The sequence below is a fragment of the Nostoc sp. 'Lobaria pulmonaria (5183) cyanobiont' genome (genome assembly GCF_002949795.1).
Classification (GTDB): domain Bacteria; phylum Cyanobacteriota; class Cyanobacteriia; order Cyanobacteriales; family Nostocaceae; genus Nostoc.
In genome coordinates this window covers 1,404,138-1,427,894 of sequence record NZ_CP026692.1, presented here as the reverse complement: position 1 = coordinate 1,427,894, position 23,757 = coordinate 1,404,138, and the positions used below count along the sequence as shown (strand labels likewise).

The 23,757-nt window shown below is 41.8% G+C and carries 27 protein-coding genes; 10 read left to right on the top strand and 17 right to left on the bottom strand.

From position 1 onward, the window contains the following. The first annotated feature begins 2 nt into the window (after positions 1–2). The 4 genes from NLP_RS34705 to NLP_RS06105 all read left to right on the top strand — a co-directional run bounded on the left by NLP_RS34705 (position 3) and on the right by NLP_RS06105 (position 1,948). Complete coding sequence (locus NLP_RS34705) at positions 3–233, top strand: hypothetical protein (RefSeq protein ID WP_234017234.1); 231 nt, start codon at positions 3–5, stop codon at positions 231–233. Beyond that, positions 223–828, top strand: coding sequence for a hypothetical protein (locus NLP_RS06115; RefSeq protein WP_234017233.1), 606 nt, complete (start codon positions 223–225; stop codon positions 826–828). The genes NLP_RS34705 and NLP_RS06115 overlap by 11 nt, the downstream gene beginning before the upstream one ends. A gap of 222 nt (positions 829–1,050) precedes the next feature. Continuing rightward, on the top strand, positions 1,051–1,575 hold the full coding sequence (locus NLP_RS06110; RefSeq protein WP_104909791.1) for a J domain-containing protein: 525 nt from the start codon (positions 1,051–1,053) through the stop codon (positions 1,573–1,575). Between the two features lie 100 nt (positions 1,576–1,675). Then, positions 1,676–1,948, top strand: coding sequence for a DUF3143 domain-containing protein (locus NLP_RS06105; RefSeq protein ID WP_104905607.1), 273 nt, complete (start codon positions 1,676–1,678; stop codon positions 1,946–1,948). 220 nt (positions 1,949–2,168) lie between these two features. On the opposite strand, the gene NLP_RS34700 is transcribed toward NLP_RS06105, so the two are convergent. The 4 genes from NLP_RS34700 to NLP_RS06095 all read right to left on the bottom strand — a co-directional run bounded on the left by NLP_RS34700 (position 2,169) and on the right by NLP_RS06095 (position 4,392). Next, on the bottom strand, positions 2,169–2,624 hold the full coding sequence (locus tag NLP_RS34700) for a glycosyltransferase family 4 protein (RefSeq protein ID WP_234017351.1): 456 nt from the start codon (positions 2,622–2,624) through the stop codon (positions 2,169–2,171). A gap of 15 nt (positions 2,625–2,639) precedes the next feature. Continuing rightward, positions 2,640–3,287 carry a hypothetical protein gene (locus tag NLP_RS34695; protein WP_234017232.1) on the bottom strand — a complete coding sequence of 216 codons (648 nt, stop codon included), beginning with the start codon at positions 3,285–3,287 and terminating at the stop codon, positions 2,640–2,642. A gap of 268 nt (positions 3,288–3,555) precedes the next feature. Continuing rightward, the gene (locus tag NLP_RS32885; protein WP_158680307.1) at positions 3,556–3,711 is read right to left on the bottom strand and encodes a hypothetical protein; all 156 of its coding nucleotides are present in this window, start codon (positions 3,709–3,711) and stop codon (positions 3,556–3,558) included. Between the two features lie 120 nt (positions 3,712–3,831). Further along, the gene (locus NLP_RS06095; RefSeq protein WP_199784771.1) at positions 3,832–4,392 is read right to left on the bottom strand and encodes a methylmalonic aciduria and homocystinuria type D protein; all 561 of its coding nucleotides are present in this window, start codon (positions 4,390–4,392) and stop codon (positions 3,832–3,834) included. A 170-nt stretch (positions 4,393–4,562) separates the two neighbouring features. On the opposite strand from NLP_RS06095, the gene NLP_RS32880 reads away from it, so the two are divergent. Continuing rightward, positions 4,563–4,715 carry a hypothetical protein gene (locus NLP_RS32880; protein ID WP_158680306.1) on the top strand — a complete coding sequence of 51 codons (153 nt, stop codon included), beginning with the start codon at positions 4,563–4,565 and terminating at the stop codon, positions 4,713–4,715. A gap of 355 nt (positions 4,716–5,070) precedes the next feature. Here the strand turns inward: NLP_RS32880 and NLP_RS32875 are convergent, their stop codons facing one another. From NLP_RS32875 to NLP_RS35480, 3 genes are read right to left on the bottom strand one after another with little or no spacing between them, the layout of a single operon-like run. Continuing rightward, positions 5,071–5,235 (bottom strand): hypothetical protein, encoded by a 165-nt coding sequence (locus tag NLP_RS32875; protein WP_158680305.1) that lies wholly within the window; start codon positions 5,233–5,235, stop codon positions 5,071–5,073. A 36-nt stretch (positions 5,236–5,271) separates the two neighbouring features. Continuing rightward, positions 5,272–5,484, bottom strand: a complete 213-nt coding sequence (locus tag NLP_RS06090; RefSeq protein ID WP_104905605.1) for a hypothetical protein — start codon at positions 5,482–5,484, stop codon at positions 5,272–5,274. A gap of 16 nt (positions 5,485–5,500) precedes the next feature. Then, a complete protein-coding gene (locus tag NLP_RS35480; protein WP_267894909.1) occupies positions 5,501–5,629 on the bottom strand; it encodes a hypothetical protein in 129 nt (42 codons plus the stop codon). A 235-nt stretch (positions 5,630–5,864) separates the two neighbouring features. On the opposite strand from NLP_RS35480, the gene NLP_RS06085 reads away from it, so the two are divergent. Beyond that, complete coding sequence (locus NLP_RS06085) at positions 5,865–6,131, top strand: NIL domain-containing protein (RefSeq protein WP_104905604.1); 267 nt, start codon at positions 5,865–5,867, stop codon at positions 6,129–6,131. 279 nt (positions 6,132–6,410) lie between these two features. Here the strand turns inward: NLP_RS06085 and NLP_RS06080 are convergent, their stop codons facing one another. The 4 genes from NLP_RS06080 to NLP_RS06065 all read right to left on the bottom strand — a co-directional run bounded on the left by NLP_RS06080 (position 6,411) and on the right by NLP_RS06065 (position 9,342). Then, positions 6,411–7,922: a hypothetical protein gene (locus NLP_RS06080; RefSeq protein WP_104905603.1), complete on the bottom strand. Its 1,512-nt coding sequence runs from the start codon at positions 7,920–7,922 to the stop codon at positions 6,411–6,413. Positions 7,923–8,340: 418 nt separating this feature from the next. After that, positions 8,341–8,688 carry a DUF3011 domain-containing protein gene (locus NLP_RS35990; RefSeq protein ID WP_442946660.1) on the bottom strand — a complete coding sequence of 116 codons (348 nt, stop codon included), beginning with the start codon at positions 8,686–8,688 and terminating at the stop codon, positions 8,341–8,343. Between the two features lie 268 nt (positions 8,689–8,956). Beyond that, entirely contained in the window at positions 8,957–9,145 is a 189-nt protein-coding gene (locus NLP_RS06070) for a hypothetical protein (RefSeq protein WP_104905601.1), read from the bottom strand. Then, positions 9,142–9,342: a hypothetical protein gene (locus tag NLP_RS06065; protein WP_104905600.1), complete on the bottom strand. Its 201-nt coding sequence runs from the start codon at positions 9,340–9,342 to the stop codon at positions 9,142–9,144. The genes NLP_RS06070 and NLP_RS06065 overlap by 4 nt, the downstream gene beginning before the upstream one ends. A 316-nt stretch (positions 9,343–9,658) precedes the next feature. On the opposite strand from NLP_RS06065, the gene NLP_RS32870 reads away from it, so the two are divergent. After that, positions 9,659–9,823, top strand: coding sequence for a hypothetical protein (locus tag NLP_RS32870; protein ID WP_158680304.1), 165 nt, complete (start codon positions 9,659–9,661; stop codon positions 9,821–9,823). A 415-nt stretch (positions 9,824–10,238) separates the two neighbouring features. Here the strand turns inward: NLP_RS32870 and aspS are convergent, their stop codons facing one another. Continuing rightward, positions 10,239–12,026 (bottom strand): aspartate--tRNA ligase, encoded by a 1,788-nt coding sequence (gene aspS, locus NLP_RS06055; protein ID WP_104905599.1) that lies wholly within the window; start codon positions 12,024–12,026, stop codon positions 10,239–10,241. 268 nt (positions 12,027–12,294) lie between these two features. Here aspS and NLP_RS06050 point away from each other — a divergent pair, with 268 nt between their 5' ends. Continuing rightward, positions 12,295–13,761 carry an APC family permease gene (locus NLP_RS06050; protein WP_104905598.1) on the top strand — a complete coding sequence of 489 codons (1,467 nt, stop codon included), beginning with the start codon at positions 12,295–12,297 and terminating at the stop codon, positions 13,759–13,761. A gap of 109 nt (positions 13,762–13,870) precedes the next feature. On the opposite strand, the gene NLP_RS32865 is transcribed toward NLP_RS06050, so the two are convergent. From NLP_RS32865 to NLP_RS06035, 3 genes are all read right to left on the bottom strand, one after another. Then, positions 13,871–14,038 carry a hypothetical protein gene (locus NLP_RS32865; protein WP_158680303.1) on the bottom strand — a complete coding sequence of 56 codons (168 nt, stop codon included), beginning with the start codon at positions 14,036–14,038 and terminating at the stop codon, positions 13,871–13,873. A gap of 108 nt (positions 14,039–14,146) precedes the next feature. Further along, entirely contained in the window at positions 14,147–14,800 is a 654-nt protein-coding gene (locus NLP_RS06040) for a hypothetical protein (protein ID WP_234017230.1), read from the bottom strand. A gap of 146 nt (positions 14,801–14,946) precedes the next feature. After that, complete coding sequence (locus NLP_RS06035; protein WP_104905595.1) at positions 14,947–15,216, bottom strand: hypothetical protein; 270 nt, start codon at positions 15,214–15,216, stop codon at positions 14,947–14,949. A 149-nt stretch (positions 15,217–15,365) separates the two neighbouring features. Between NLP_RS06035 and NLP_RS06030 the strand changes: the two genes are divergently transcribed. Next, entirely contained in the window at positions 15,366–16,043 is a 678-nt protein-coding gene (locus tag NLP_RS06030) for a response regulator transcription factor (RefSeq protein ID WP_104905594.1), read from the top strand. 1 nt (position 16,044) lies between these two features. Continuing rightward, positions 16,045–17,559 (top strand): ATP-binding protein, encoded by a 1,515-nt coding sequence (locus NLP_RS06025; protein ID WP_104905593.1) that lies wholly within the window; start codon positions 16,045–16,047, stop codon positions 17,557–17,559. 153 nt (positions 17,560–17,712) lie between these two features. Here NLP_RS06025 and NLP_RS06020 read toward each other — a convergent pair whose 3' ends face one another. After that, positions 17,713–19,911, bottom strand: a complete 2,199-nt coding sequence (locus NLP_RS06020) for an Ig-like domain-containing protein (protein ID WP_104905592.1) — start codon at positions 19,909–19,911, stop codon at positions 17,713–17,715. 904 nt (positions 19,912–20,815) lie between these two features. After that, complete coding sequence (priA, locus tag NLP_RS06015; RefSeq protein ID WP_104905591.1) at positions 20,816–23,407, bottom strand: primosomal protein N'; 2,592 nt, start codon at positions 23,405–23,407, stop codon at positions 20,816–20,818. Between the last annotated feature and the right edge of the window lie 350 nt (positions 23,408–23,757).

The following is a 23,757-nucleotide window of genomic DNA, read 5'->3' as shown; positions in this document are numbered from 1 at the left end:
GCATGTCACCAGAAATTAAATTTCGTCACTACTTTGTTGACGAAGCAGGTGATCTTACATTCTTCGATAAAAAGGGGCGCATCATCGTAGGTCAACCTGGAGCATCTAAATTTTTTATGTTTGGTGTTGCTCAAATTTCTGATCCAGAACAAGTTTCCTGGGAACTAGAATGCACTCCGCGCAAGCTTGATGACGCATCTTCGCTTCAAAAATATTCCCTCCATGCAACCTGAAGCGAAAAAGACTGCGATTACCTTTCACGCTAAGGACGACCATCCCGAAATTCGTGAAAAGGTTTTTGAACTGATGCAGTCTTTCGATATTAAAGTTCTCATTGCAATTCGGAGTAAAGCTGATATGGCAGAATCAGCAAAAGCAAACTTTAAGAGCTTAGGTACAAAGCTTCAGCAGAACACAATTTATGACGATCTCATAACACGGGTGTTCAAAAATCTGTTACATAAAGCAGATGTTATCAATATTGCTATTGCTAGACGCGGTAAGGCAGTACGCGAAGAAGCACTAGAACAAGCCATCAACCAAGCTCAGAAAAACTTTGAGTCTCAATGGAAAATTAGCTCAAATAGTTCGATTATCATTGAGCCTACTTATCCATCTGAGGTTACTGGTTTACAAGTCATCGACTATTACCTGTGGGCTGTACAGCGATGCTATGAAGGCGACGATGACCAGTTTTTTCTGCCCCTTGCCAAGAAATATAGACTGATTATGGACTTAAACGATAATCGCAACAAACTTTATGGAGAGTGGTATGGCGATCGCAACCCATTAACTCTTGAAAAGCTAAAAGGGGCTAGGTCTAAGTAGAATTACTACTTGGACACACGGCATGAAGCCGACGTTCGCCCCTCTAAATACTATTGTACAGTATATAAATACAACCATTCAAGTCCTCACCTATAAAAGGTTTGGGCATGATGCCAGAATCTCATCAGCCATTTTTGCCTCTGTGGAATGGGCAGAGGTTTACAATACTAGAAAAAACTTGATTGCAAGGTGACTCAAACAGCCGTGAATCAAAATGGGGCAATGCCACAAAGCAGCGAACCAACTTATTACTCTCTGCTAGGACTGCATCCCTGGGCATCGGGAATTGACATTCGTCGCGCTTATCGGCAACTGAGCAAACTTTATCATCCTGATACTACAGACTTGCCGACTGCGATCGCCACTCCCAAATTTCAGCAAATCAACGAAGCCTACGCCACCCTTAGCCATCCAGAACGGCGCTTCGGCTACGATTTAAAAATTGGCTATTCCCGCTTTGGAGTGATTCAACCACCCCCTGATTTGAATCATCCCGTCTCGCGTTCTCATGACTGGTCAAAATCAGCTTACCTTGATGCGAGCGATCGCCCCTTATCATCTGGCGAAATATTTGCTTTATTTATGCTGGTGTTAACATTTGTAGGTTGTCTGTTATTAGCAGTTGCTATTGGCTTAACTCGTGGCGAGGCTGCGATCCATTCCCATAAGCTGCAATCATCTGCATTTGTACAACAGCAGATTACCTATATGTCGCAACTAATTACCTATCTGATAATTAAAAATTAAACAATTCCCCGATCCAAAATCATTCGACTGAGACGTTAGGCAAGCGCTCAGTTGGGCCGCACTCACAACGAAGTACCAAAATCCAAAATCTAAAATTACTATGGCTCTTCTTCCTTCTGATACTCCGCTATATAATCATCCCCTGCCACAAATTGAGCAGTGGCTAAAAGACCAAGGCTGTCAACAAGACGAAACACAAAGGCATTGCTGGCGCGTACAGCGACCTAGTTGGCAAGCTGAATTATGGCTCGATGTTGAACAAATTGTAGTGCGATATGTTCAATCTGGGGAAAATGGACAAGATGTCCAACGCTCATTCAAGTATTCTCTTAGTCGGGATGATGTAGAACAAGCTGTGTTTTCTGGGCCATAAGGAAGTGCTAATGTATTATGGGACTTACGCAACAATCCCCAAAAAGCTTAATTTATCGAACCGCCTGATCTGCAATATGCTTCCACCAACGCGTAGCGTCTCGTAGAGAAGAATCGTAGAGTGTGCGTAAGTCCTATATTAGATTAAACCAAAAAGTCGGGGTTCTAGCTGGTAGAGCTTCCAATAAGTCCGTTACAGGGTTGCTGCCCTATAGCAAGAATTATGTATCAGATTTTGTTACCAATGCTTTAGGAGTAAGTTGACTACAAATTTCCAGCAGTCGAGCAACAGCACGCGCAGCTGAAAACTTTTCTGCAACGTATTGGCTGGACTGAAAACCCCGGTTAATTGCTTCATCTGGATTATCTAAGCAGTATCGCATACATTTGGCTAATTCTTCTGCATCTTCATTTTCAAAAAATAGGCTGTGCGGTCCTGCCACTTCTGACAATCCTCCCATTTTTGAGACAATCGAGCAGGTTTGAACGCTAGAGGCTTCTAACACTACGTAACCTGCCGGTTCTTGCCAACGAGATGGAGCAATTAAAGCCAAAGCATCTTGAACTTTTAGAAGTACTTCTTTTTGAGGAACTTTACCTAAAAAATTAACTTTGTTGGCAATTCCTAAATCAAACGTTAGCTGTTTTAATTGCTGAGATTGTTCGCCATCGCCAATAATAGTAATTTTAAATTATTTATTTTCATCTTGTAAAATTCGCGCTGCTTTTAATAAAATATCTACGCCTTTGTCTGTAGCTAATCTACCGACAAAAATAAAATTATATGGCTGAGACAAATTTTCTAAAGTTTTAAGCTGGTTTTCCGACTTGATTTCAATCGGATTATATAAAGTATCAACTGGCCAAGGAAAAGCAGAAGATTCTCCTAAAAAGTTACTACAAGCTGTATGATAATCGGCTAAGAAGGCAGTAGAAAGCCGGGTGGTTAGGCGTGCCCATTTGATAAAAGTGTATAATTTCCACTTTAATGGATAATTAGCTTTCGGCAATGTGTGTTTAAATTCAGCTTTTAAACGTTGCGTCCACTTCATCTGCTCATAATTAGTATGAGTAGATTGATAAAGGGAATAATGGTATTTAATAATTATCTTTTTTCGCAATATTTTACATAATAAAGTAAAAAATAAGTCATTTGAATTCATGTGTATTATATCTGCCCAAACAATATAACTAAACCATTTGGCGATATTATCTTGTCTGGTAGAAATAGTTTTAACTTCAATTAATCTAGCTTCCATCTCTGGAATAATAGAATAAATATAAGTTAAAACTCCACTAATTTCATTGTCGTAATGACGGTGTTGAATTAATATTTTCATACATCAGGTATGGGAAATTTTGTATTTATGGGAATTGTGGTTGAGCATAACGATGAAACAAGTATTTAACTTTGCTCAGAATCAATTTGGTTTCTAAGTTAGGTAAGCACAAATAAATCTAACTATCTAACGAGATATAAAAAGCTTGAAACCCCTGTGATTGCTTCACTTCGCTGAGTCCCAACAGGACACGCTTTGCGAACGCTGCGTTCACTTGGGAAAAGGATTTTTCCCGATAATTATAGTTATATAATTCCCGCAGATGCTGCTAAAGTACCATTTTCTTTGCACGGGCTAAAAGTTTAGTCTGACAGTAGTGTATAAAATTATCATCAATTTGAAATACCTGGCGATCGACCTGAGTTTCACCCAAACAGGAACCAAAAGCTATCATTCCCGGCTTGACTTCGTAGAGTTCACTCATGAGATGGAAGTAACAAGCCGCATTCTTAGAGGCTTCGACTGTCCTAGCTATTTATTTGGAAATACAAGTGCTGATATACGTCTTTACAATACCCAATGACCAATGACTAATCACTAATGACTAATAATTAATTTCTTTCCACCCATGCATGGATGCTATACCTTTTGTAACCCATTCGATCGCAATTGGGGGAGCTTCTGATATCAAAATACCAGGATAAACTGCTGCACCCCAATCGGGATGAATTAACACACGGCATTGATTTTTAATCACTGGATAGTTGAGCAAAGCTTTGACAACTGCTGTGTCGTCGTGAGGAATTGCTCCTGGATGGGAGAGTAAAGGATAGCCTGTACGAGGGTCAATCAGGTCAGTTAAATAGCCGCGATCGCGCAAATTAAATGCTAAATCACAACCAAATCTCATAAACTTTTCTCGTAAGCGTTCTTTCTCTAACTCTACTTCTGCTGTCTTTTCGACTAATTGATAACGCGATTGCTGTAAAACAATCACTACTCGTAAAAATGGCTGCTGCCGTTTCCAATCTGGTAATATCCGTTCGCAGTTGGCACAGATATATTGACTGGGAGCATGAATTGAAATTTGAACCGCTTGTCCTGTTTCGCCAACTAAATTAATGGGACAGGCTTGCTCCGAAGTGTAAACTTTGGGATAGTTCACTAAATTGATTCGGCTTATACAAGTTTTTTGATTTAATCTACGGTATAGATGATAGCTCTTAAAAGTTAAGAAAAATCATCATTTTTCTATAATATGTTACTTTTTTTGGAAGCAGTTACTAATAATTTGAGAATTTTAATCCGAATTTTATCCTTTATTAACCTGCTCTGATGGAATTTGCTACGATCGCTGTAGGCATTGGCAGAGATGCAGCTTGTGGTAGACAAGCGATGCCTATGGCGGGCTACGCCTACGCAGATGAAATATATTCATCGAAATCCCAAAAAAGCAAAGCAGGTTGGAGTAAGCAAAATCCCCATTGATATCAATTTCCATTATTTAAAGAGCATTAACTTTGGATTCAAGTCTTGTTAGTTGAGTCTTAATTTCTGGTATAGCTTTGAAAGCTTGATTAGTTTCATTATCGCTGTACCACCAAGCCTCAAAATACATCTGGGTATGCCAAACAGGAAAACGAATCTCTACAGCGAATGGTAGAGAACCAAAGTTAGGAAAGTTAATTAAGATAAGTGTTATTTAAGCTACATCGAAATCTACTCGTAATCTTACGATGTTATAGTGCAAGTGTAATTTTTGTGAAGCGTCTTTCAAGGTGATAGCATCCTTAATATTTTCTGGAATCTCCCACCAAGGCTTGTTGAACAGTTCGGGGTTCTCTCAGAATAGCTGTGGCATTTGATTCAATGTAAATGCTGCTAGCGTCCAAACCTGAGCGAGATTTAAGCTTGGGTTTGTTGTGCGGATAAATTCTATTAGTCCCTCTAGCTCAAGGATGGCTAGAAGTCTAGCTGATTCTAGTTCTGAGGTTTTTAGTTTAGTCATTGGTCATTGGTCACTAGTCATTAATTACGGCGATCGCTAAAGATCGCAATCACATCGAGGACACGATCCGTCCCTGGGGTCTAAAATACTCCCTAGCTCGTCTTCCCAGCACTCAGCACAAACGTCACGGTAAATTTCGTAATAGTCATCATCACGATCTAGCATGTTGCTGTAGTATTTCTTGAGTGCGGCTTCTCCCTCTGGATAACCTTCAAGTTCTTTAAGCTGTTCTAAGTTGTCAATTTCCATTCGTCACTCCTTTTGGTCAACACGATCGCTGGATTAAAAAGGATGAAGTACCGCCACCCGTCAACTCCATTGAGGATGTTGACCCCAGATTACGTGCGCGGGCTACCTGACACAGTAGCCGAAACGGTAGCATCATCGTTGCCACAGAAGCATTTAAAACCGAGGGGGATGAGTAGGGATACTCATCCCCCCAACTTTTGGGAACTCTCCATTCCCCAGTAAGTGAGAGTGAAAAATCAAGCGATTATAGTTATCTTTTGAATAGGATACAAGCAAATCATGGGACATGGTACGATCTACCTAGTACCTATCAGGAAATTACCGTTAGGGTTAAAAGTAGTTCTGTACCAATCCCGATTAGGAATTGAAATAATTCAGATATGGCTACTGACAATACACTTACCAAAAAACGGATTCGACTCAGAATTCCTAAAGATTATCACCAGGAACCTGTTATTTCTCGCCTGGTGTCTGACTATGGACTGATTGTGAATATCACGGCAGCGATTTTGGGAGCCAATGCTGTTGGAGATGGTTGGTTTGACCTTGAACTACAAGGAACAGATGCACAAATTCAAAGCGGATTAACTTATCTCCGCGATTTGGAATTGGAAGTCTGGGATGATACTAAAACAAATGATTGGTAAGGGTTCTAGCAACACAAACCGTTTACTTACAGCAGTTTGCAAGCAAATGAAGTACAAAATGCAGAACTCCAAATCAGATATAAACAGTTTCTACCTCTGCCTCCTGCTGACGCTCTCTACGACACGCTGCGCGTAGCTTGCTTCTCTGTAAGAGTACGCGGACTCGCTACCGCTGCGCTATACTGCCTCCTGCCTCTAAACCCGCAAATCCCCGACTTCGTAAAAGTTGTCGGGGATCTTGTTTCTCATCAATGATTCAGGATTGTTGTAGTGGTTTGTCTACAAAAGAATATACCAAATCCCGTTATCATTTTGATGTAAAATACGGTATCTTCCCTCAATAAATTCTAACATTCTTGGGAAATTTTTGTTGATAGTAGGCTGCTGAATATAATCAATAAAGATATAAGGAGGCTTAGATGAATCTAACTCTTCTAGAAGTTTTGTCCATTGTTCAGGCAGAAAATATTCAAGTGCCCAACCACGTATTGATGTTGCCTGAGTCCGATTGGAGAAGTAGTAAATAGATGGATCGCCAGCTACATAAATCTTACCAGGAAGATTTCCTGGTTGGGAGATAAATTCAGCCTCTGAACGAAAAGATGGATATTTTTCTCTAAAAACAGTCTGATATTTAAATCGTGTATCTTCAGCTAAAGCAAAGTTATTATTAACCAGAACAACACTCTTTTTTATAAGACTGTTCGATAAAGGCAAGAAAAACAAAAATATCAGCAGGATTGTAGTAAATGGGGAACTCAATTTTTTTAAAGACTCCCATAAAACATCTAATCCTTTAGTTGCTAAAATACCTAAAGGTACAAACAATAGTAAATAATGATATTCCCAAAATGCCCCACGTTGTAGAACAATTACACCCCAAGCAAAAATGCACCAAATTACAAGTAGCAAAGTCAATATATTCTTAGACTTACGCAATGATACGTCTACTGCAACAGTAGCGGCTAAAAGTAGAGGGTAAAAATGATTTAAGAACCATTTTATTCCTGCAAAAAGCCCACTTGGGTCAAATTGGGAATTAGCAACAATTCGAGGTGGATATAAAAAGAATGTTTGATACAAAATTGGTAAACTATTGAACCAGGCAAAATAGCTAACAATAAATAAAATAGGAAATATAATCCCCATCAAAATTGGAATAAATATTTCTAAAAAAACTTTTTGAATTTGCTCTTGCTTTATTAGCACAGAATATATTAAAGTAGTTAGCCAAAATGAAATTAATATTAGCAGAAGTATTAATTTAAAAATGAGGACAATCCCACCAATAAAACCTGACAGTAAAAGTAGAAAGAATCTTTGCTTTCCTTCATATTTGAAAGATTGATAAGTCAGCCAAAGACAAATGAACAAAGGAAAACTAACCAGTGCTTCCACTTGAGTAAGATGCCAAGGCTGTGAAACAGTATAGTAAACGCCAACCGTTAACAAAGGTACTAGACTTGCGATTATCGGATGCCGAAAATAGCTTTTAAGACTCAACAACAATACTATAGACAGAAACACCATGTAAACAAGTTCAAAGAGATGGATACCAATCTCATTAAAACCAAAGAAAGTTCCCGCTAAAAAGTAAAAGCAAAAAATTCCCGGTTGCTTCACATCCCAAAAATCACGATAGAGTACCTTTCCTTGTTGCATCTCCAAAGCACCTAGCCTAAAAAATGCTTGATCTCCGTCAAATGGAAAAGGCAAATGTATAAGACCAATAATCACAATTGCAATCAAAACTAGAAAGTCAATTTTATTTAATTTACTAATATTAATCATTAACTTTTATAATTAAAAATTAAGCGAATATTCTACACTGATTAATATCCTAACAGGGTAAAGAGCAAAGTAATTTTAGGATATGAACTTAAAGTTTAAAGTTTTTACGATCGCGTCAACACTGACTTTTCATTTTATTAAAAATTAGCTGAAGTAACAAAAATATTTAAGTAAGTAGGCAGCAATAAATTAAAGTATGTTAAGTAATGTAAAAAAACAGATTTTTTCTCTACTTTGAAGGCTCTAGCCTTCAAAATAAGTCTAGAGCCGCTTAATATAAACCTTTAATGATTAACGCCGTTCTACTTGTTACACTGGAGAAAATAAGATTGAATTGCCAGAGTTAAACTGTACTTGGTGCAAGGGGATTCACTGGGGATTCTGCTTAACTATCTATATTGATGCAATACCCAGTTTCCTATCTATCATATCTGTCATATCTGTCGTTTCTATCATATCTATCGTTTCTATCATATCTGTCATATCTGTCGTTTCTGCGATCGCCAACTGAAAACTCAGCTCGGCAACCATTTCTCACCCAAATACGATTTCTCCGATAGCCCCAATTTCCTCTACAACTGGTGTTAGACAATTGCCTGACAAGCCTGACTCTGCCTCTTGTATCTACCGAACAAGTATTCCTTCGATTATTTTGGCTTGAACAAGTTATTATCTCTTGAGCTGAAGCTGGGGTAGCAATACTCAAAAGTGTACCGATACTAAGACTAGCAACCAGAAAGGTCGCAGCAATTGAGGGAAGGCGCATAATCATAATAAAATGCTAGATTTCTTCCAGATTTCAGAAACAAAAACTATAGTAATTTTAGCAAATTGCATTTAGAGGATGTTTGAAAAGGGTCGGCTTCAGCTTCAAGTGCGACTCAGGGGTGGATATCAAATCCCAAAACTCCGATTCTCTCGTAGCAGTTTCTCGGTAGCCAGGGTAGTGAAACACACGCTGGAGGACTTTTTAAACATCCTCTTAGGCTAAAGCCATAACACACCCTACTTAAAATTTACTTTATAAATCAACTTTAAGTAATTTGTCTTTTTAATTCTTGTATTAATAATTGGCAACGTTTACTAGCTTCTTTGGCTTGTTTCATCAAACTTTTACTTTGTTCTCGATTAGTAATACTAATTTCAACAGCTTGTTGACTAAACTGTGCAGCTTGCCTACCTAGTTCTTGAATGCGAGTTTTTAATTGTTCAACAGTTTTCATTCGCCCTCCAGTTCAATTATCAAGGTATCTAGATTTTCAGCCTCTTCATAAATTTTATCCGCTCTACTCTGAAGCAAACTAGCATCGTCAAAATCATTGTTTTGAAGTGCTACTTCTGCGGCTGTGTATAATTGTGCTGCTATCTGCTGTAATTGGGTATACACACTCGACAAAATATTAAACGTTTCTTGCTTCATTGTCGTTTTAACTAAGTCATAGGTGAAAAATAATTGTCATATTAAATTTCACCTTAATTTACTGGAGTTTAGACTAAAAGTGAGTGATCATTAGGAAGGCCATACCCATTTACTGGTATAAAAGTTAATAAGATTGGAAAAATTAATTATACAGACATACACTGGAAGAAAAAGCGGTCAGCCATGTTAAACTGACCGCATTATGGTCAATGCTGAATTTATAGAGAAATTTCAGTTTGACCATGACAACTATTGATACAGCTTAAACAATTTCGGCAAGGCGTGTATACCATTCTGGGTAAGGGTATCAGCTACAATGGGTGGAGTTTTGGCGACGATTGGTACACCGTCTGTTCCACCTCAACCCCGTGGAAAGTCTCCTGGTTGGCCTGCTGGAAAAGCTCGCCTGCGTAAAATTAATTATCCGACAGTCAAAAAAACTACTAATAAACCAAAAAAAGAACAACCCAAGTCGGCTTGACCTTTTAGCTTTTCTAGCTTGAGATATGTAACTTGTAACTCAGTGCTGCTGGTTCATTTTGTCATGCGTTAGTCTAAACTCCAGTTAGTTATGCAGTCTTATTAATTGACTTAAGCCTGATTTTCTGCGATGATCGCTTGCAGTATTCGACAGTCTGCGGCAAGGAGCTTGATAAACTTTGCCGTTGGATTATACAAGTAGCACTCCAACCCAAAAAGCGCAAAGGGTTTGTTTTGTTTCCAAAACACTAGGTGATCGAGCGCACCTTGGGTTGGCTTCTTTGGTGTCGGCGATTACACGAAGACTACGAGCTACTTCCTGAAACTGCCAAAACGTTTATTTACCTTGCCATGATTTGGATTATGGTGAGACTATTGGCATAAAATTTTACTCATCATAATTTTTCAAACATCCTCTAAGACTTTGGTTTATAAGTCGAAGCAACGTGTAATTCTTTCAACTGTTTAGCATCTACACTCGAAGGTGCATCTGTTAACAAACAACGTGCTTGTTGTGTCTTTGGAAAAGCAATGACATCCCGAATAGATTCTTCTCCAGCTAACAACATTACCAAACGATCTAAACCGTAGGCGATGCCACCATGCGGCGGTGTACCATATTCAAATGCTTCTAAGAGAAAGCCAAATTTACTTTGTGCTTCTTCAGGAGATAAACCGATCGCTTCAAACACTTGCTGTTGAATTTCTCGCTGATAAATCCGCAGACTTCCGCCGCCAACTTCTACGCCGTTGAGTATTAAGTCGTAAGCTTGAGCGCGTGCAGTTTTTAAGTCGCTCAAATCATCAGGATGTGGTGCTGTAAACGGGTGGTGTAGTGCTTCTAGGCGCTTTTCGTCAGCATTCCACTCGAACATCGGGAAATCTGTAATCCACAGCAAGTTGATTTTTTCTGGATCGATTAAGCCAAATTCTTTAGCGATCGCTTGTCGTAATCTATCTAAAGTTTTATTAACTGTAACAGTATCACCAGCCCCAAACAATAGCAAATGTCCAGCTTTTGCACCTGTACGGCGCAAAATTTCTTGTTTTTGTTCTTCGCTTAAGTTGTCTTTAATCGCGCCAATAGTATCAATTTCGCCATCATCCCTGACACGGATAAAAGCTAAACCTTTAGCACCGGCTTCGCTGGCTTCTTTAAATAAGTCGCCACCTGGTTTAATGCGGACATTAGAAATTACATCGTTACCGTTGGGAATGGGGAGGATTTTGACGATACCACCATTAGTAACAGTATCCCGAAAGACTTTGAAACTAGAGTTTTTGACGATATCTGAGACATCAACTAATTCCAAACCATAGCGTGTATCTGGTTTATCACTACCGTAGCGTTCCATCCCCTCAGCATAAGTGAGACGGGGGAAGGGACGCTGTAACTCAATGCCTTTAACTGTTTTATAGATATGGCAAACTAAATTTTCATTCAGTTCGATAATTTCTTCTTGGGACATGAAGCTCATTTCCATATCCAACTGCGTGAATTCTGGTTGTCTGTCGGCGCGTAAGTCTTCGTCACGAAAGCAACGGGCAATCTGATAATATCTATCTAAACCGGATACCATCAGCAATTGTTTAAATAGCTGGGGTGATTGCGGCAAAGCATACCATTCCCCAGGATTGACGCGACTGGGTAGAACATAATCCCGCGCTCCTTCTGGGGTAGAACGGGTAAGAATTGGGGTTTCGACTTCGATAAAACCTTCCAAATCTTCTAAATAACGACGCATGGCTTTGACAATTTGATGACGCAGTTGCAAATTTTGCGCCATGCGTTCGCGTCGTAAATCCAAATAACGATATTTTAGCCGTAAGTCTTCCCGCACTGTTTCGGTGTCAGCTACAGAAACTTGGAAAGGTAACTGTTTGCGAACAGCATTGAGTAGTTCAATTTTATCGGCGTAAATTTCCACCTCGCCTGTGGGGATGCGGGTATTCAACGATTCTTCAGGACGTTGTGTTACTCTACCAGTGATTTCGACAACATATTCATTTCGCAGCGTGTTCGCATATTCGTAAGAATCTGGGGTGCGTTGCGGATCGCTGACGATTTGGACAGTTCCAGAGCGATCGCGTAAATCTAAAAATATTACACCACCATGATCGCGGCGACGGTCTATCCATCCGTAAAAGGTAACAGTTTCTCCAATATGTTCTTTTCGGAGTTCGCCGCAATAGTGAGTTCGCATAAGTCTTAGTTATTGTTTCCGGGCTAGATTGGCAAGAAAATGTCAAAGCCTTCCCATTATCTAGCATCAATAGTAATTGTAGTAGTTCTCGTGAAAGAAAAAATCAAATAATCTCACCCTATATTAGGACTTATGCATTCACAGAGTGATAAAATAATGCGTATTTGAGAGATTGGTGTCGTCTACTCACAGGGTTCGGAGAATAAGTTGCGCTCATTTTTCCATTCATGGATGATAAGCAGTATCAGCAAATAAACCACCCTTGGATATGACACCTGCAACAAATTCTTCAAACGAATCCCCAAAGCTGCAACGCAATACGCTGCAATTGCGCCATGCGATCGTCATGGCAGTCGCTGCGATGTCTCCGGTGGGTGCCATCTTTTTTAATACCATTCCCCAAGCGGGACTCGTCGGTGCAGCAATGCCGTTGTGCTACATCATTGGTTTTGGGGTGGCTCTGCTGGTTGCTCATCAAATCAGCATACTCGCAGCCGAGTTCCCCACAAGTGGCTCATTGTATACCTTTGTGACTCAAGGATTAGGAGTGCGCTGGGGCTTTCTCGCTGGCTGGTTGAGTTTAATTTCCTTTGGTGTAGCTATTGCCTTTGTCTTTCTAGTAATGAGTGCGAATTTTCAAGATTTGTTGCTGCACTGGTTTGGCGTACACCTAAACTGGACATTATGGTATTGCTTGTTCGCTTTGATCGTCGGGGCAGTATGTTATCGCGGCATTCGCTTCTCGCTGCAATTGGATCTGACGCTATTGATGTTTGAACTCGGCGTTTGTCTGTTGCTGGCGCTCATCGTGTTCATTCAAGCTGGCAAAACCGGACAACTGACGCTTGTACCCTTCACGCTGACGGGATTACCACAGCAGAACAATCTGGTTGCCGGGATCATTTTGTCCATCCTTAGTTTCGTCGGGTTTGAATCCGCAACCACGTTGGGTGAAGAAATTCAAAATCCTCGCCAGTCAATTCCAAAAGCGACGACGATCACCTTAGTCTTAGTCGGCGTGTTCTATGTGCTGATGTCGTATGTGGCAACGGTGGGATATGGCATTCATAACATGGTAGCCTTTGCTCAAGATGCTGCCCCCTTTGATACGATCGCACGTCACGTTTGGGGCAATGGGTTTGCCTTATTGATTGATTTTGCCGGAATTATGGCTGGATATGCCTGTGCCGTTGCCTTTCTCAATGGTGCTGCTCGGATTGTCTATGCCATCAGTCGAGAAGAACTGTTTCCCCAGTGGTTGGCGCACATTCATCCTACCTATCACACACCGACAAATGCCATTCTCGGATTGAGTGGCAGTTCTGCATTTGTGGGGCTGGGGTTGGGAATGCTGTGGACACCGATTCAGGCGTTTGCGTTTCTGGGTACAGTTTTAACGCTCGCTGCCCTTGCGATCTATGGATTAACTAGTTTGGCGTGTTTTCGATATTTCTCCACAAACCGCCGCGCTCAGTTGGAGCAAAACTCTACGATTCGCTTTGGTTGGTTGCGTTATGTTCTGCTACCTTGGCTCTCGATAATCGCGATTATTGGTGTTCTAGTTGGCACTCTTTATCCCCCTCCACCAGCACCGCTTCACTTAGCACCAGTTGTCGTCTTAATTTGGCTATTGCTAGGCATTGGAGTGTTAAGGTTCCTGCAAACTCACAAACCCGAAGCTATTCGTCAAGCAGGTAGACTATTTGTCGTTGATGAAACTGAAACCCTCAGTTAGAACAATGTAGTACAGCCTCTTAATTAAAATAATTCGTAATTATTGTTGAAAGTATGGACTTAGTACAATTTTGGGTAAAAGCGTAGCGTTTTTAATGCAGGGGGATGCATTAACAATGCGGCCGATGCATTAACATTGTATCGGGATGCAATGGCATTGCAGGGACACGCATTGGCATTGCAGAGGGACGCATTGGCATTGCAGAGGGACGCATTGGCATTGCAGAGGGACGCATTGGCATTGCAGAGGGACGCATTAACATTGTATTGGGATGCATTGGCATTGCAAGGTATCACCAAATTTAATTCGCTACGAATTAATGAAATGCTGTACTCAGCTATAGGATCAAATTTTTGTCAATGCGTAAATCCTAGATAATATTCAGCTATTTTGGTTGAGTAGGACGATTTTCTTGAGGAGAGGCTCCGCCATCGCCAGGAGGATGAGGTGGAACACCTAATGCGTCGATCAACTGTTGTTCAGTGACACCCAGCTTTGCTGCTGCGGCTTTCAAATCAGGTCTGGGTGGGCGCTGAGTCCGATCGCCTGGATTTGGCGGATTGGCAGGAACTCCCAACGCCGCCTTTAACTGGGCTTCTGTAACTCCTAACTTTGTCGCTGCGGCTGCAAAATCAGGTCTGTGTGGGCGTTGATTGCGATCGCCTGGATTTGGCGGATTGGCAGGAACTCCTAACGCCGCCTTCAACTGGGCTTCTGTAACTCCTAACTTTGCTGCTGCGGCTTTTAAATCAGGTCTGGGTGGGCGTTGATTGCGATCGCCTGGATTTGGCGGATTGGCAGGAACTCCCAATGCCGCCTTTAACTGGGCTTCTGTAACTCCTAACTTTGTCGCTGCGGCTGCAAAATCAGGTCGAGGTGGACGCGGCCGTTCATTTAATGGTTGGTTGGGCGGTTGTTGCGCCTGTGCAATTCGAGTGAATTGATTAGCGGCATTTGCTTGATTGAGTGAAAGAAAACCAAATGTGCCAACTAAAACAGGAATCGCTGTCGCTACTAGTACTCGACGAATATTCATCATGAAATCTCCAAAGGTTTATATTTCTAATTAAGTCTTCTCAAAATAACAGTTTGCCCTGTTTCTAAATTACAGTTTTGTAATTTAGAAACAACAACACTCTGACGAGATCGCCGTTGAGGGCGAGGCGAAATACAAGGGTACATCAATTAACGGTTATTGCGTTCTACCCGGTTTTGAACTCCTTCCTGATTATGAGGTTGAGGACGTTGGGGAGAACGCTTTTTGTGATGTGGACGGGGTTTAGAATGTCTGATTTGTGGTTTTTCATCAGATATTTGCCGTTTGTTGGGCTGTTGTGAAATCTCGGCGTGCCGATGAGATGGATTAGCGGCATTTGCCTGATTGGGTGCAACAAAACCAAATGTACCAATCAAAAAAGGAATCGCTGCTACGGCTAAGACTCGACGAATATTCATAAAAATCAACCTTCAAAAGCTAGGGTGTTCATATTTCTAATTGAGCCACCTCAAAATTACAGCTTTCTTATTTTCTAAATTACAGTTTTGTAATTTGAATAAAAAATAATGAATTTAGAATAGAAGAATATATGAATTAATAAAAGCTTGTGAACGTTCTGTTTGTTGAAGATGAAGCGAAAATTGCTAACTTTGTCCGGGCTGGACTCAAGGAGCAGGGATTTGTTGTAGACTACTGCGATAACGGTGATGACGGATATCTGCGGGCGTTAGACAACGAATATGATGCGATTATACTCGACATTATGATGCCGGGAAAAGATGGACTATCGATTCTAAAACTATTACGGCGGCAAGGTCGGAATGCTCCGGTGATTTTGTTGACGGCTCGGAATGAGCTAGACGATCGCTTGCAAGGGCTAAATTTGGGAGCGGATGACTATATCGCTAAACCGTTTTTTGTGGAAGAGTTAGCGGCTAGAATTCATGCGGTTGTGCGCCGGAGTGTGAGCGATCGCCAAAATCTGCTTTGCGTTGGGCCGATCAAACTCGATCGGATCACCAGAGAAGTCACTTGCAATCACCAGGCGATAGAACTCACCAGCCGCGAGTTTAATCTTCTGGAATATCTCATGCGTTCTCCCGGACGGGTTTTCACTCGTACCCAAATCTTGGAACACGTTTGGGGCTACGACTTTAACCCCAACACCAACGTTGTGGATGTTTGTATCCAGCGAATTCGTAAAAAGCTTGACCCCCTTGATGAAGCAGTCTGGATTGAAAGCATTCGAGGGGTTGGATATCGATTTCGCAAGCCAGATTCTTGATATGAAACTCCCTTCCTTTCGACTCCGCATTGCTCTGTTGTCTGCGGCTCTAGCTGGCAGCACATTAGTCGGATTTGGCGCGGTTTCCTGGTTTCAGATTTACAATGCTAAGATTAGCCGCCTAGATGCAGAACTATTAAATCACTTGATGCGGGCAACTCCGAACTTCCCTCCACGAGAGGAACCTGCCGGTGGCGCAGCGTCTCCCAGAAGAGAAACCTTAGGCGATCGCTCGCGATGGCAGTTTTACGAAGATTCCTTATCTTATGCTTTCGGAACCAATACAAAAACCCCCGTCGCCCTAGTGGTGCTGGACACAAACAACAACATACTTTATCAATCAAACTCCCTAGCTGCCGACCTTGAGGTGAATCGTCTGTTGCTTAAGCGTCTTGAGTTGACACCTCTACCACCGCCCCCGAAGAGAGAACCACCACCTTTACCCTCTAATACAAATCCATCGCTCCAGCGCCCACCGCTAATTCGTCCACGCCCACCTCAATTTGTTACAGAGCAGACGGCAACAGCAGTCTGGCGGATTGGGGCAGCTAAATTTCCCAATGCTCAGATTGCCATTGCCGTTAGCTTGCAAGCCGTAGATCAAGAAATGGCTACCATTCGCAATATCTTTCTGGTTTCAATTCCGGGAGCGCTGCTGCTGGTTGCGGTGGGAGCATGGTTAGTTTCTGGTGGTGCTTTGCGTCCCATCCGGCAATTAACGGGCGTAATTCAACAGGTAACTGTCAAAGGGCTAGATCAGCGGATTCCCATTGGGACAACTGATGTTGAATTTGTCGAACTGATTCAGGTGTTTAACCTGATGTTGTCACGCTTGGAACGTAGTTTTACCCAAGCTTCCCGCTTTAGTGGTGACGCAGCCCATGAACTGAAAACCCCACTAACTATTTTGCAAGGCGAACTAGAACGAACACTCCAACAGGTCGATCCCGGTAGTGAAGTACAACAGCGCTTAAGCAATTTGTTAGATGAGGTGCGCCGCCTGAGTGGAATTATGCGAAAACTCTTGTTGCTATCTCTGGCAGATGCCGGAAAAATGAGCTTGTATCTGGTTGAAGTGGATATGTCTGAGTTGCTGATGGAGATGCTAGAAGATGTGGAAATGCTAGCTCCCCATTTGACAGTGCAAACTGACTTTATTGATGGGTTGCGCGTAAAAGGCGATCGCGATCTTTTAATTCAAGTTTTGCAAAACCTGTTCAGTAATGCGATCAAATACAATCTCGCCAACGGCTGGATACAGATTCGTACTCATCAAACTCCCACAAATTTCCATGTCACAATTGTCAATGCATCAAAAGATATTCCACTCAGCGATCGCGATCGCATTTTTGACCGATTTTATCGTGGCGATCCCTCACGTAACCGCAAGGTAGAAGGAATCGGACTAGGACTCAGCCTAGCCCGAGAAATTGCCAGGGCACATCATGGCGACCTTACCCTTGACTTAACACCTTCTGGTCAAACAGCGTTCACCCTTACCTTACCGATGAAGTAATCCCAATTAAAAAAAAGAATGCAACACATAGATAATACCTTTCCCCAACCCTGCCCAAAGCATTGAGGAGGGTGTGCGTCAGCGTGGGTTAGATTATCTGTCATAGACATTTTTTGAATTGGTATTAGATTGAGCGATCGCTCGGTACTGATATTATTTTAGTGGACGCAGAAGTGTAATTTTGCCCATGCCCGTCTCTTGACTGAGTTGCGCCACGTAGAGATTTCCATTCGTGGGATTCTCAATCAAATCCAATGGACTTGGATTAAAACCAGTAAAGCCAGTAATACCCGTTTGGGAATTTACAATATCCAAGTTTGCGCCACCTGGTGTTAGCACAATGATGTCTTTTCCTGAACTGAAGCGTGTCACCAGCAGTTTGCCTTGCAGCTGACCACCTAAAACATTACTACGATATTCAATGATGCCATCAGGTGAAATATGCTCTCCGAAATCGAAAGCAATACCCTTCCAATTCCGGTCAGGTAAAGTACCAATGGGATATTCATTTATCTGAACTGGATCTTTACCAGTTGTAGGATTTCCTCCACTCAACACCCACTCACAACGCTTCGGATTGGGATGACCGTAATAACCATTTTTAACAACGCGAAACAAAAAGTCTAGCTGTGTGCCTAGACTGCTAAGAGCAGGCACAGATGGACTAGTATATGCCCCATTAGTAGCTTTATCAATACGGTTTTGACAGGCAACAGGTAGGGAAATAGGTGTATTTGGCGTATTGCCACCAGCTGCCGAACCATTTGTTGGCACATATAACTGACCATTGCTATGCCAAACCAGATCGTAGCCATTACGTATACCGCTAGCAAAGATAGTTACAGACGCTCCCGGATTAAAGGGGTTATAAGTACCTCCATCCTCCGTCTTAACACTTAAAGGAGGTGAGGTGATTTTGGACAGGTCAACTCGTAATACAGCAGCAGTTAACAACTGCTCAGGACGATTACTCCAGACAGTGTTTGGTGCGCCTGTACTACTATTACTACCCTGCAACACATACAGCACATTTGGCTCATTGGGCTTAAACTCAATGCTATTGGTTAGATGATCCCGACTAGACCGTGGTAAATCAACCACATAGTCTTTTACAGTCTCTAGATTGGTACCGCTTAAACGAGTAATCTTACCACTCCACTCTGGCGCATCAACAGTTCCATTCCAGTAGTAGTTATTTGTTACCCAGAGAATTAGGTTGTTAGCATTTATTGATGAGGGATCGAAGTGCATACCAACGATCGTTCGATTACCACCATTTGCAGTCTGCAATGAGGAAATCGTTTGTGGCGTGCCCAGAGTGCCATCAGCATTGATCGGGAAACGCAAAATCTCACCTAGTAAGGTAGCAGCATAGAGTTTATTGTCAGGCCCAATCAATACTGTGGTGTAAGGTTTGACAGGTACATTCGCTAGTGAGACTTGCTCGAAAGTAATATTGCTTACTGGTTTTACAAAAGTGCCTGTTGTGAAACTGATGCTATACGGTAAGAATGCAACACCATTGCTATCTTTAACCCCGTCGGTGATTTTTAACAAATATTTGGTGTTGTTCTTGAGACGATTTATCGGAGACACTACAATCACATCTCCGCCACCGGAAGTGTTGTAATTGGCATTGACTTGTGTATTAGTACTGCTATCGATCAGCTTGATGGTTGAGGCGGAAATAGTATTAACCGCAATCCCACTGTTGGGCAGATTTAGGTCTGCTGTAATCGAGATATCTGGCGAGAGATTTGTCTGACCATCATTGGGATTGGTCGTTCTCACCGAGGGATGATTACCTGGTGCGATCGCAATATAGTTGAGCTTGGTATTCTTACCACCTTTAGCATCAATTGTGAGTTTGCCATCGCCAACATTAACAATCCGGGTAATTGCGGCAAACTTTTTGGTTGCTGTTGGTACAAAGCCAGAAATAGCAGCCCTCCCTTCTATATTAATCTGGTGCTTACTATTTACAGTATTACTAGCATCACCGACGCTAACAGTCACATTGTAGGAACCTTTAGATAGGGCATATTCCCAAGCAGCAGGTATCCTGACTGCTGTTCCCGCACTGCTAAGAGGATATTGCAGATGAATCAGTCTATTTAATCGTTGATCGATGCCACTTTGGTTGCGATGGCGTGTATTGAGTTGGATATCAAGGGGAGTGGGTGTAGTATTGCCTAAGCTATCTTCACGCACCCAACCAAAGCCTCTAGTATCATTGTAGGCTTGACCGATATCTTTAATATACCCAGATGGTACAGGAGCGTTATTTGGTTGAAAAGCAATCCCTTGAACAATTGCTAATACCAGTATTTTGGGTTTGATCTTGTAAATCATAGTATGCGTTGCCCTTGTGTTCGTAGTTGATACGTGAGTAGTCCATTAACATTTGCCAAGTATCTGCAATGATTATTCCTGGCAATCCTTCACTAGCTATAAACGAACGTAATGACCGCAAGTCTTAGGGAACACATTTTTCCAAACTGTATAAAAAGTATTTACTAAATACTTGAAATTACATAAATACTGAACTTCTTTTTAAGAGAATTATAAAGGAACCTTCTAATTCCTCAACTTGGCACAGTATGATTACGTAAAAAGCAATAAATCTTCAAAATTATTACCGTAAATTTTTAATTGCTGCTGGCAGAGGTCATTTTATCTATGCTGTTAATATGCAAGTAATATCAGGTTTGGGTCAATACAGCAGATTTCAACTTTGTGAGGTACAAAAATACTCCACCCGCGTTATCACGCACCCTCCCTAAAGCATCGGGGAGGGTTGGTGAGGGGTGTACCTCATGTAATTATTGCAAAATGCTGTATTTATAATATCTGTACTTTAGGGAGCCACTGCGTTGGGGAGCCAGCCAGCGCAGTCTTCTCTCTTGGCTATAGCTTAGTGTTAGCGAGCCTGCAAGCGTATGGGATTTCCCAACAACCAAGCAAGTGGCGTTTGAAGAACAAAACCCAACATTTTATCCTTTTTTATGTTAGGTTTCACTGTGTTAAACCCAACCTACATTAATAGATTTTATTAATAATTAATCACCCTAACATGATATAACTTTGGCAGCAAATCATGAAAAAGTTTTTCAATATGTATGCTTTAACTTTAGTAGTAAAATGATATTTTGATTTACTCATCTATCTGAGGATAGATTATGCATAGGTTAACTCAATTACCAAACAAATCAGGTTTATTTATGAGTGCACTACTGGGTGGATTATTAGTTTACGATTACATAATATTAATCGGGTCTACATCAATAGTTAAACTCACAGACGAAGGACACAGCGATCGCACTTCTTCCCAATCTGGCAACTGTGGTAATGCATCGGGGGCAAATTTAATCAATATCTGCCAGCGATAACGATTAGCTACCCGTAAAATACTCGCTGGTGCTGGGCCCAATATCTCGAATTCTTCTTCTGTACTCAAGGCTGTAGCAATAACTTGCGCCGTATTTTGCACTTGAATCGGGTCAAGACTACTTAAACGCAACAAAATTAACCGCCCATAAGGAGGATAATTCAGTCCTTGGCGTTGTTCTAACTCCGCTTGAGAGAAAGATTGATAATCGTGCGATCGCACTGCTGCAATTACCTGATGCTCTGTAGTATAAGTCTGTACAATCACTCTACCCGGATCTTCACCTCTACCGGCACGTCCAGCAACTTGCGTCAAGGTTTGAAATGCCCGTTCGCTAGCGCGATAATCTGATAAATTTAGCAATCCATCGGCGGCGACAACACCCACAAGTGTCACCTGTGGTAAATCCAAACCTTTGGTGAGCATTTGCGTACCAACTAATAAATCTGCTTCGCCGTTGGCAAACTGAGTGAGTAGGGTACGATGTGAGCCTTTGTTACGGGTGGTATCGCTATCAAAACGAATCAAGCGCAACTCTGGAAACTGTCGCGCTAGTTCTTGCGTGACTCGTTGAGTACCGCTACCGAAAAATTTCAGGTAAGGGGAACTACAATCAGGGCAAAATTTGGGGTGCGATCGCGCATAGTTACAATAATGACACCGCAATAATTCCGGCGCTTTTTCTTCGGTGTGGTGATACGCCAGCGACACATCACAGTGCGGACATTCCAATACATATCCACAACTGCGGCAAGATACAAAAGTACTGTGTCCCCGGCGATGGATAAATAAAATTCCCTGTTGTTTTCTTTCTTGCAACTCTTGTAAAGCTGTTTGCAGCGATCTACTAAATATAGAACGATTTCCCTGTTGCAACTCTTGCCGCATATCGACGATTTCCACCGGCGGTAAAGGGCGGGAGTTGATGCGTTCAGGCAAACTTAAGTAATAACTCCTGACTCCTGCCTCCTGATTTAAAAGTGATGAATTAAAATTTCTTTCTTGTCCCCCCTCTCTGCTTGCAAAGAGGGGGCTAGGGGGTGAGGTTCCGACGCTTACCCAAGTTTCCAAAGAAGGCGTAGCGGAACCCAACACCAAGGGGCAATGTTCTAATTCGGCTCGCCACTGGGCAACGGTGCGGGCGTGGTAGGTGGGTATGGGGGAGTCTTGTTTAAAGCTGCTATCGTGTTCTTCATCTAAAATAATTAAACCCAAGTTGGGTAAAGGGGCGAAAACGGCGCTACGAGTACCAATGACAACTTGTGGTTCTCCTGTGAGCATTTGTCGCCAAGTGTCGTAACGTTCACCGTCGGAGAGGGCGCTATGATAAACGCTGACTTTATTACCAAAACGGGCGCGAAAACGATCGGTTAGCTGGGGTGTGAGTCCAATTTCTGGGACTAAGACAAGGGCGGATTTACCTTGATTGAGGAGAGGTGCGATCGCTTGCAAATATACTTCGGTTTTTCCTGAACCTGTCACCCCATGCAATAAAACTTGAGCAAATCCTTCTAGTGTCTGGATTGTCTCTAAAGCGCTAGCTTGAGCAGTAGTTAAAGCTTTAGCGCCATCACCTACTAAAGTTGGGCCTTGTTCAGTTCGCAATACTTCCCGTTCTTCAACAACGATGTAACCTTTTTGTGCCAGCGTCTTGAGGATTGAAGAACTAGCATTGCAAATTTGCAGTAATTCATTTTGCCATAACTCCCCACCATGTCGCCGCAGCACTTCTAAAATCTCTCGTTGGCGAGTAGTTAACTCATCGTCAATTATACCTGTGAGCGTAACTGCTTTTTGCAACTTTGGTCGAGTCAGTCGCGGTGGTTCCAAGTAGCTTTCTACTAAACCAAATCGCAATAACTCCCGAATTCCCCGATAAGCAGATTTGACTTTTTGTTGAAGGTAAACAAAACTGTAGTCCCCCGCCGGCTGCCCTTGCAAAAGTTCCCAAACTTGCCGCGCAGTTGGAGTCAAAAAAGCTAAAGGATCGGCAGATGCCAGTAAATAACTACTTCCCCCTGCCCCCCTTCCTCTAACCAGGCGGATACGACGCTGCGATCGCCCCAGTAACCCTGGTGGCAGAGCAACCCGGATTACTTGAATCAGCGGCGTATAGTAATATGCAGCAACTCGGTTGAGTAATTCCCAATAAGCACTTGGGAAAAATCCAACGCTGACTGTATCTTCTACTTCCCGGATTTTTTCTGGTGGTAAATCGATATTTGGTTGTGCCAGTAACCGAATCGCGATCGCTCCTAATTGTTGCGCCCCAAATGGCACACTCAAAATATCCCCTGGTTTTATTTCTAACTGGGCTGGCAATCGATAAGTAAATAATCCTGTACTTCCTGGACAGTCTACCAATACTTCAACCCATCGATTAACAGTTTCACCTGACTTATATGATTTACTCGGTTCACTCACCACTAAAGGCGATAAATTTATGTCATTAATATACATACTTGCTGATTTTATAATTAAATATTTTCCTCACATAGCTGGTCAAAATCAACCTAGCTAACTAAACTTTAGTTTTTCACTTTCTTAAATTTAAATGGTATTTCTCAATACTGTTATTATTCATAATACTTGATAATTTTCCTCTTATGTAATCTACTAGACAAATTCGTATTAACTATATATGCAATAAATATTTGGTGTCCACTATACAAATAAAAGCATGTCGGCTATTGCTGTAACAGTTGCTCTATCTACTAAATATGGAGTAGACTTTTTCCGCCTATCGGTAGATATTCAACCCTTTCTGGTTATGAGATGCTTTTATACAAAGTAAGATCCTCCTAAAATTA

Bases quoted from the DNA above. Each gene is read 5' to 3' on its own strand.
- NLP_RS32865 (WP_158680303.1), bottom strand. From the start codon at position 14,038: ATGCATCCCAATACAATGTTAATGCGTCCCTCTGCAATGCCAATGCGT.
- NLP_RS34695 (WP_234017232.1), bottom strand. From the start codon at position 3,287: ATGAAAATATTAATTCAACACCGTCATTACGACAATGAAATTAGTGGA.
- NLP_RS06035 (WP_104905595.1), bottom strand. From the start codon at position 15,216: ATGAATATTCGTCGAGTCTTAGCCGTAGCAGCGATTCCTTTTTTGATT.
- NLP_RS32885 (WP_158680307.1), bottom strand. From the start codon at position 3,711: ATGAGTGAACTCTACGAAGTCAAGCCGGGAATGATAGCTTTTGGTTCC.
- NLP_RS06115 (WP_234017233.1), top strand. From the start codon at position 223: ATGCAACCTGAAGCGAAAAAGACTGCGATTACCTTTCACGCTAAGGAC.
- NLP_RS06080 (WP_104905603.1), bottom strand. From the start codon at position 7,922: ATGATTAATATTAGTAAATTAAATAAAATTGACTTTCTAGTTTTGATT.
- NLP_RS34705 (WP_234017234.1), top strand. From the start codon at position 3: ATGTCACCAGAAATTAAATTTCGTCACTACTTTGTTGACGAAGCAGGT.
- priA (WP_104905591.1), bottom strand. From the start codon at position 23,407: ATGTATATTAATGACATAAATTTATCGCCTTTAGTGGTGAGTGAACCG.
- NLP_RS06040 (WP_234017230.1), bottom strand. From the start codon at position 14,800: ATGATGAATATTCGTCGAGTACTAGTAGCGACAGCGATTCCTGTTTTA.
- NLP_RS35990 (WP_442946660.1), bottom strand. From the start codon at position 8,688: ATGCGCCTTCCCTCAATTGCTGCGACCTTTCTGGTTGCTAGTCTTAGT.
- NLP_RS32880 (WP_158680306.1), top strand. From the start codon at position 4,563: ATGGAATTTGCTACGATCGCTGTAGGCATTGGCAGAGATGCAGCTTGT.
- NLP_RS06090 (WP_104905605.1), bottom strand. From the start codon at position 5,484: ATGGAAATTGACAACTTAGAACAGCTTAAAGAACTTGAAGGTTATCCA.
- NLP_RS06085 (WP_104905604.1), top strand. From the start codon at position 5,865: ATGGCTACTGACAATACACTTACCAAAAAACGGATTCGACTCAGAATT.
- NLP_RS06065 (WP_104905600.1), bottom strand. From the start codon at position 9,342: ATGAAGCAAGAAACGTTTAATATTTTGTCGAGTGTGTATACCCAATTA.
- NLP_RS06050 (WP_104905598.1), top strand. From the start codon at position 12,295: ATGACACCTGCAACAAATTCTTCAAACGAATCCCCAAAGCTGCAACGC.
- NLP_RS06020 (WP_104905592.1), bottom strand. From the start codon at position 19,911: ATGATTTACAAGATCAAACCCAAAATACTGGTATTAGCAATTGTTCAA.
- NLP_RS06110 (WP_104909791.1), top strand. From the start codon at position 1,051: ATGCCACAAAGCAGCGAACCAACTTATTACTCTCTGCTAGGACTGCAT.
- NLP_RS32875 (WP_158680305.1), bottom strand. From the start codon at position 5,235: ATGACTAAACTAAAAACCTCAGAACTAGAATCAGCTAGACTTCTAGCC.
- NLP_RS06070 (WP_104905601.1), bottom strand. From the start codon at position 9,145: ATGAAAACTGTTGAACAATTAAAAACTCGCATTCAAGAACTAGGTAGG.
- aspS (WP_104905599.1), bottom strand. From the start codon at position 12,026: ATGCGAACTCACTATTGCGGCGAACTCCGAAAAGAACATATTGGAGAA.
- NLP_RS06105 (WP_104905607.1), top strand. From the start codon at position 1,676: ATGGCTCTTCTTCCTTCTGATACTCCGCTATATAATCATCCCCTGCCA.
- NLP_RS06025 (WP_104905593.1), top strand. From the start codon at position 16,045: ATGAAACTCCCTTCCTTTCGACTCCGCATTGCTCTGTTGTCTGCGGCT.
- NLP_RS32870 (WP_158680304.1), top strand. From the start codon at position 9,659: ATGGGTGGAGTTTTGGCGACGATTGGTACACCGTCTGTTCCACCTCAA.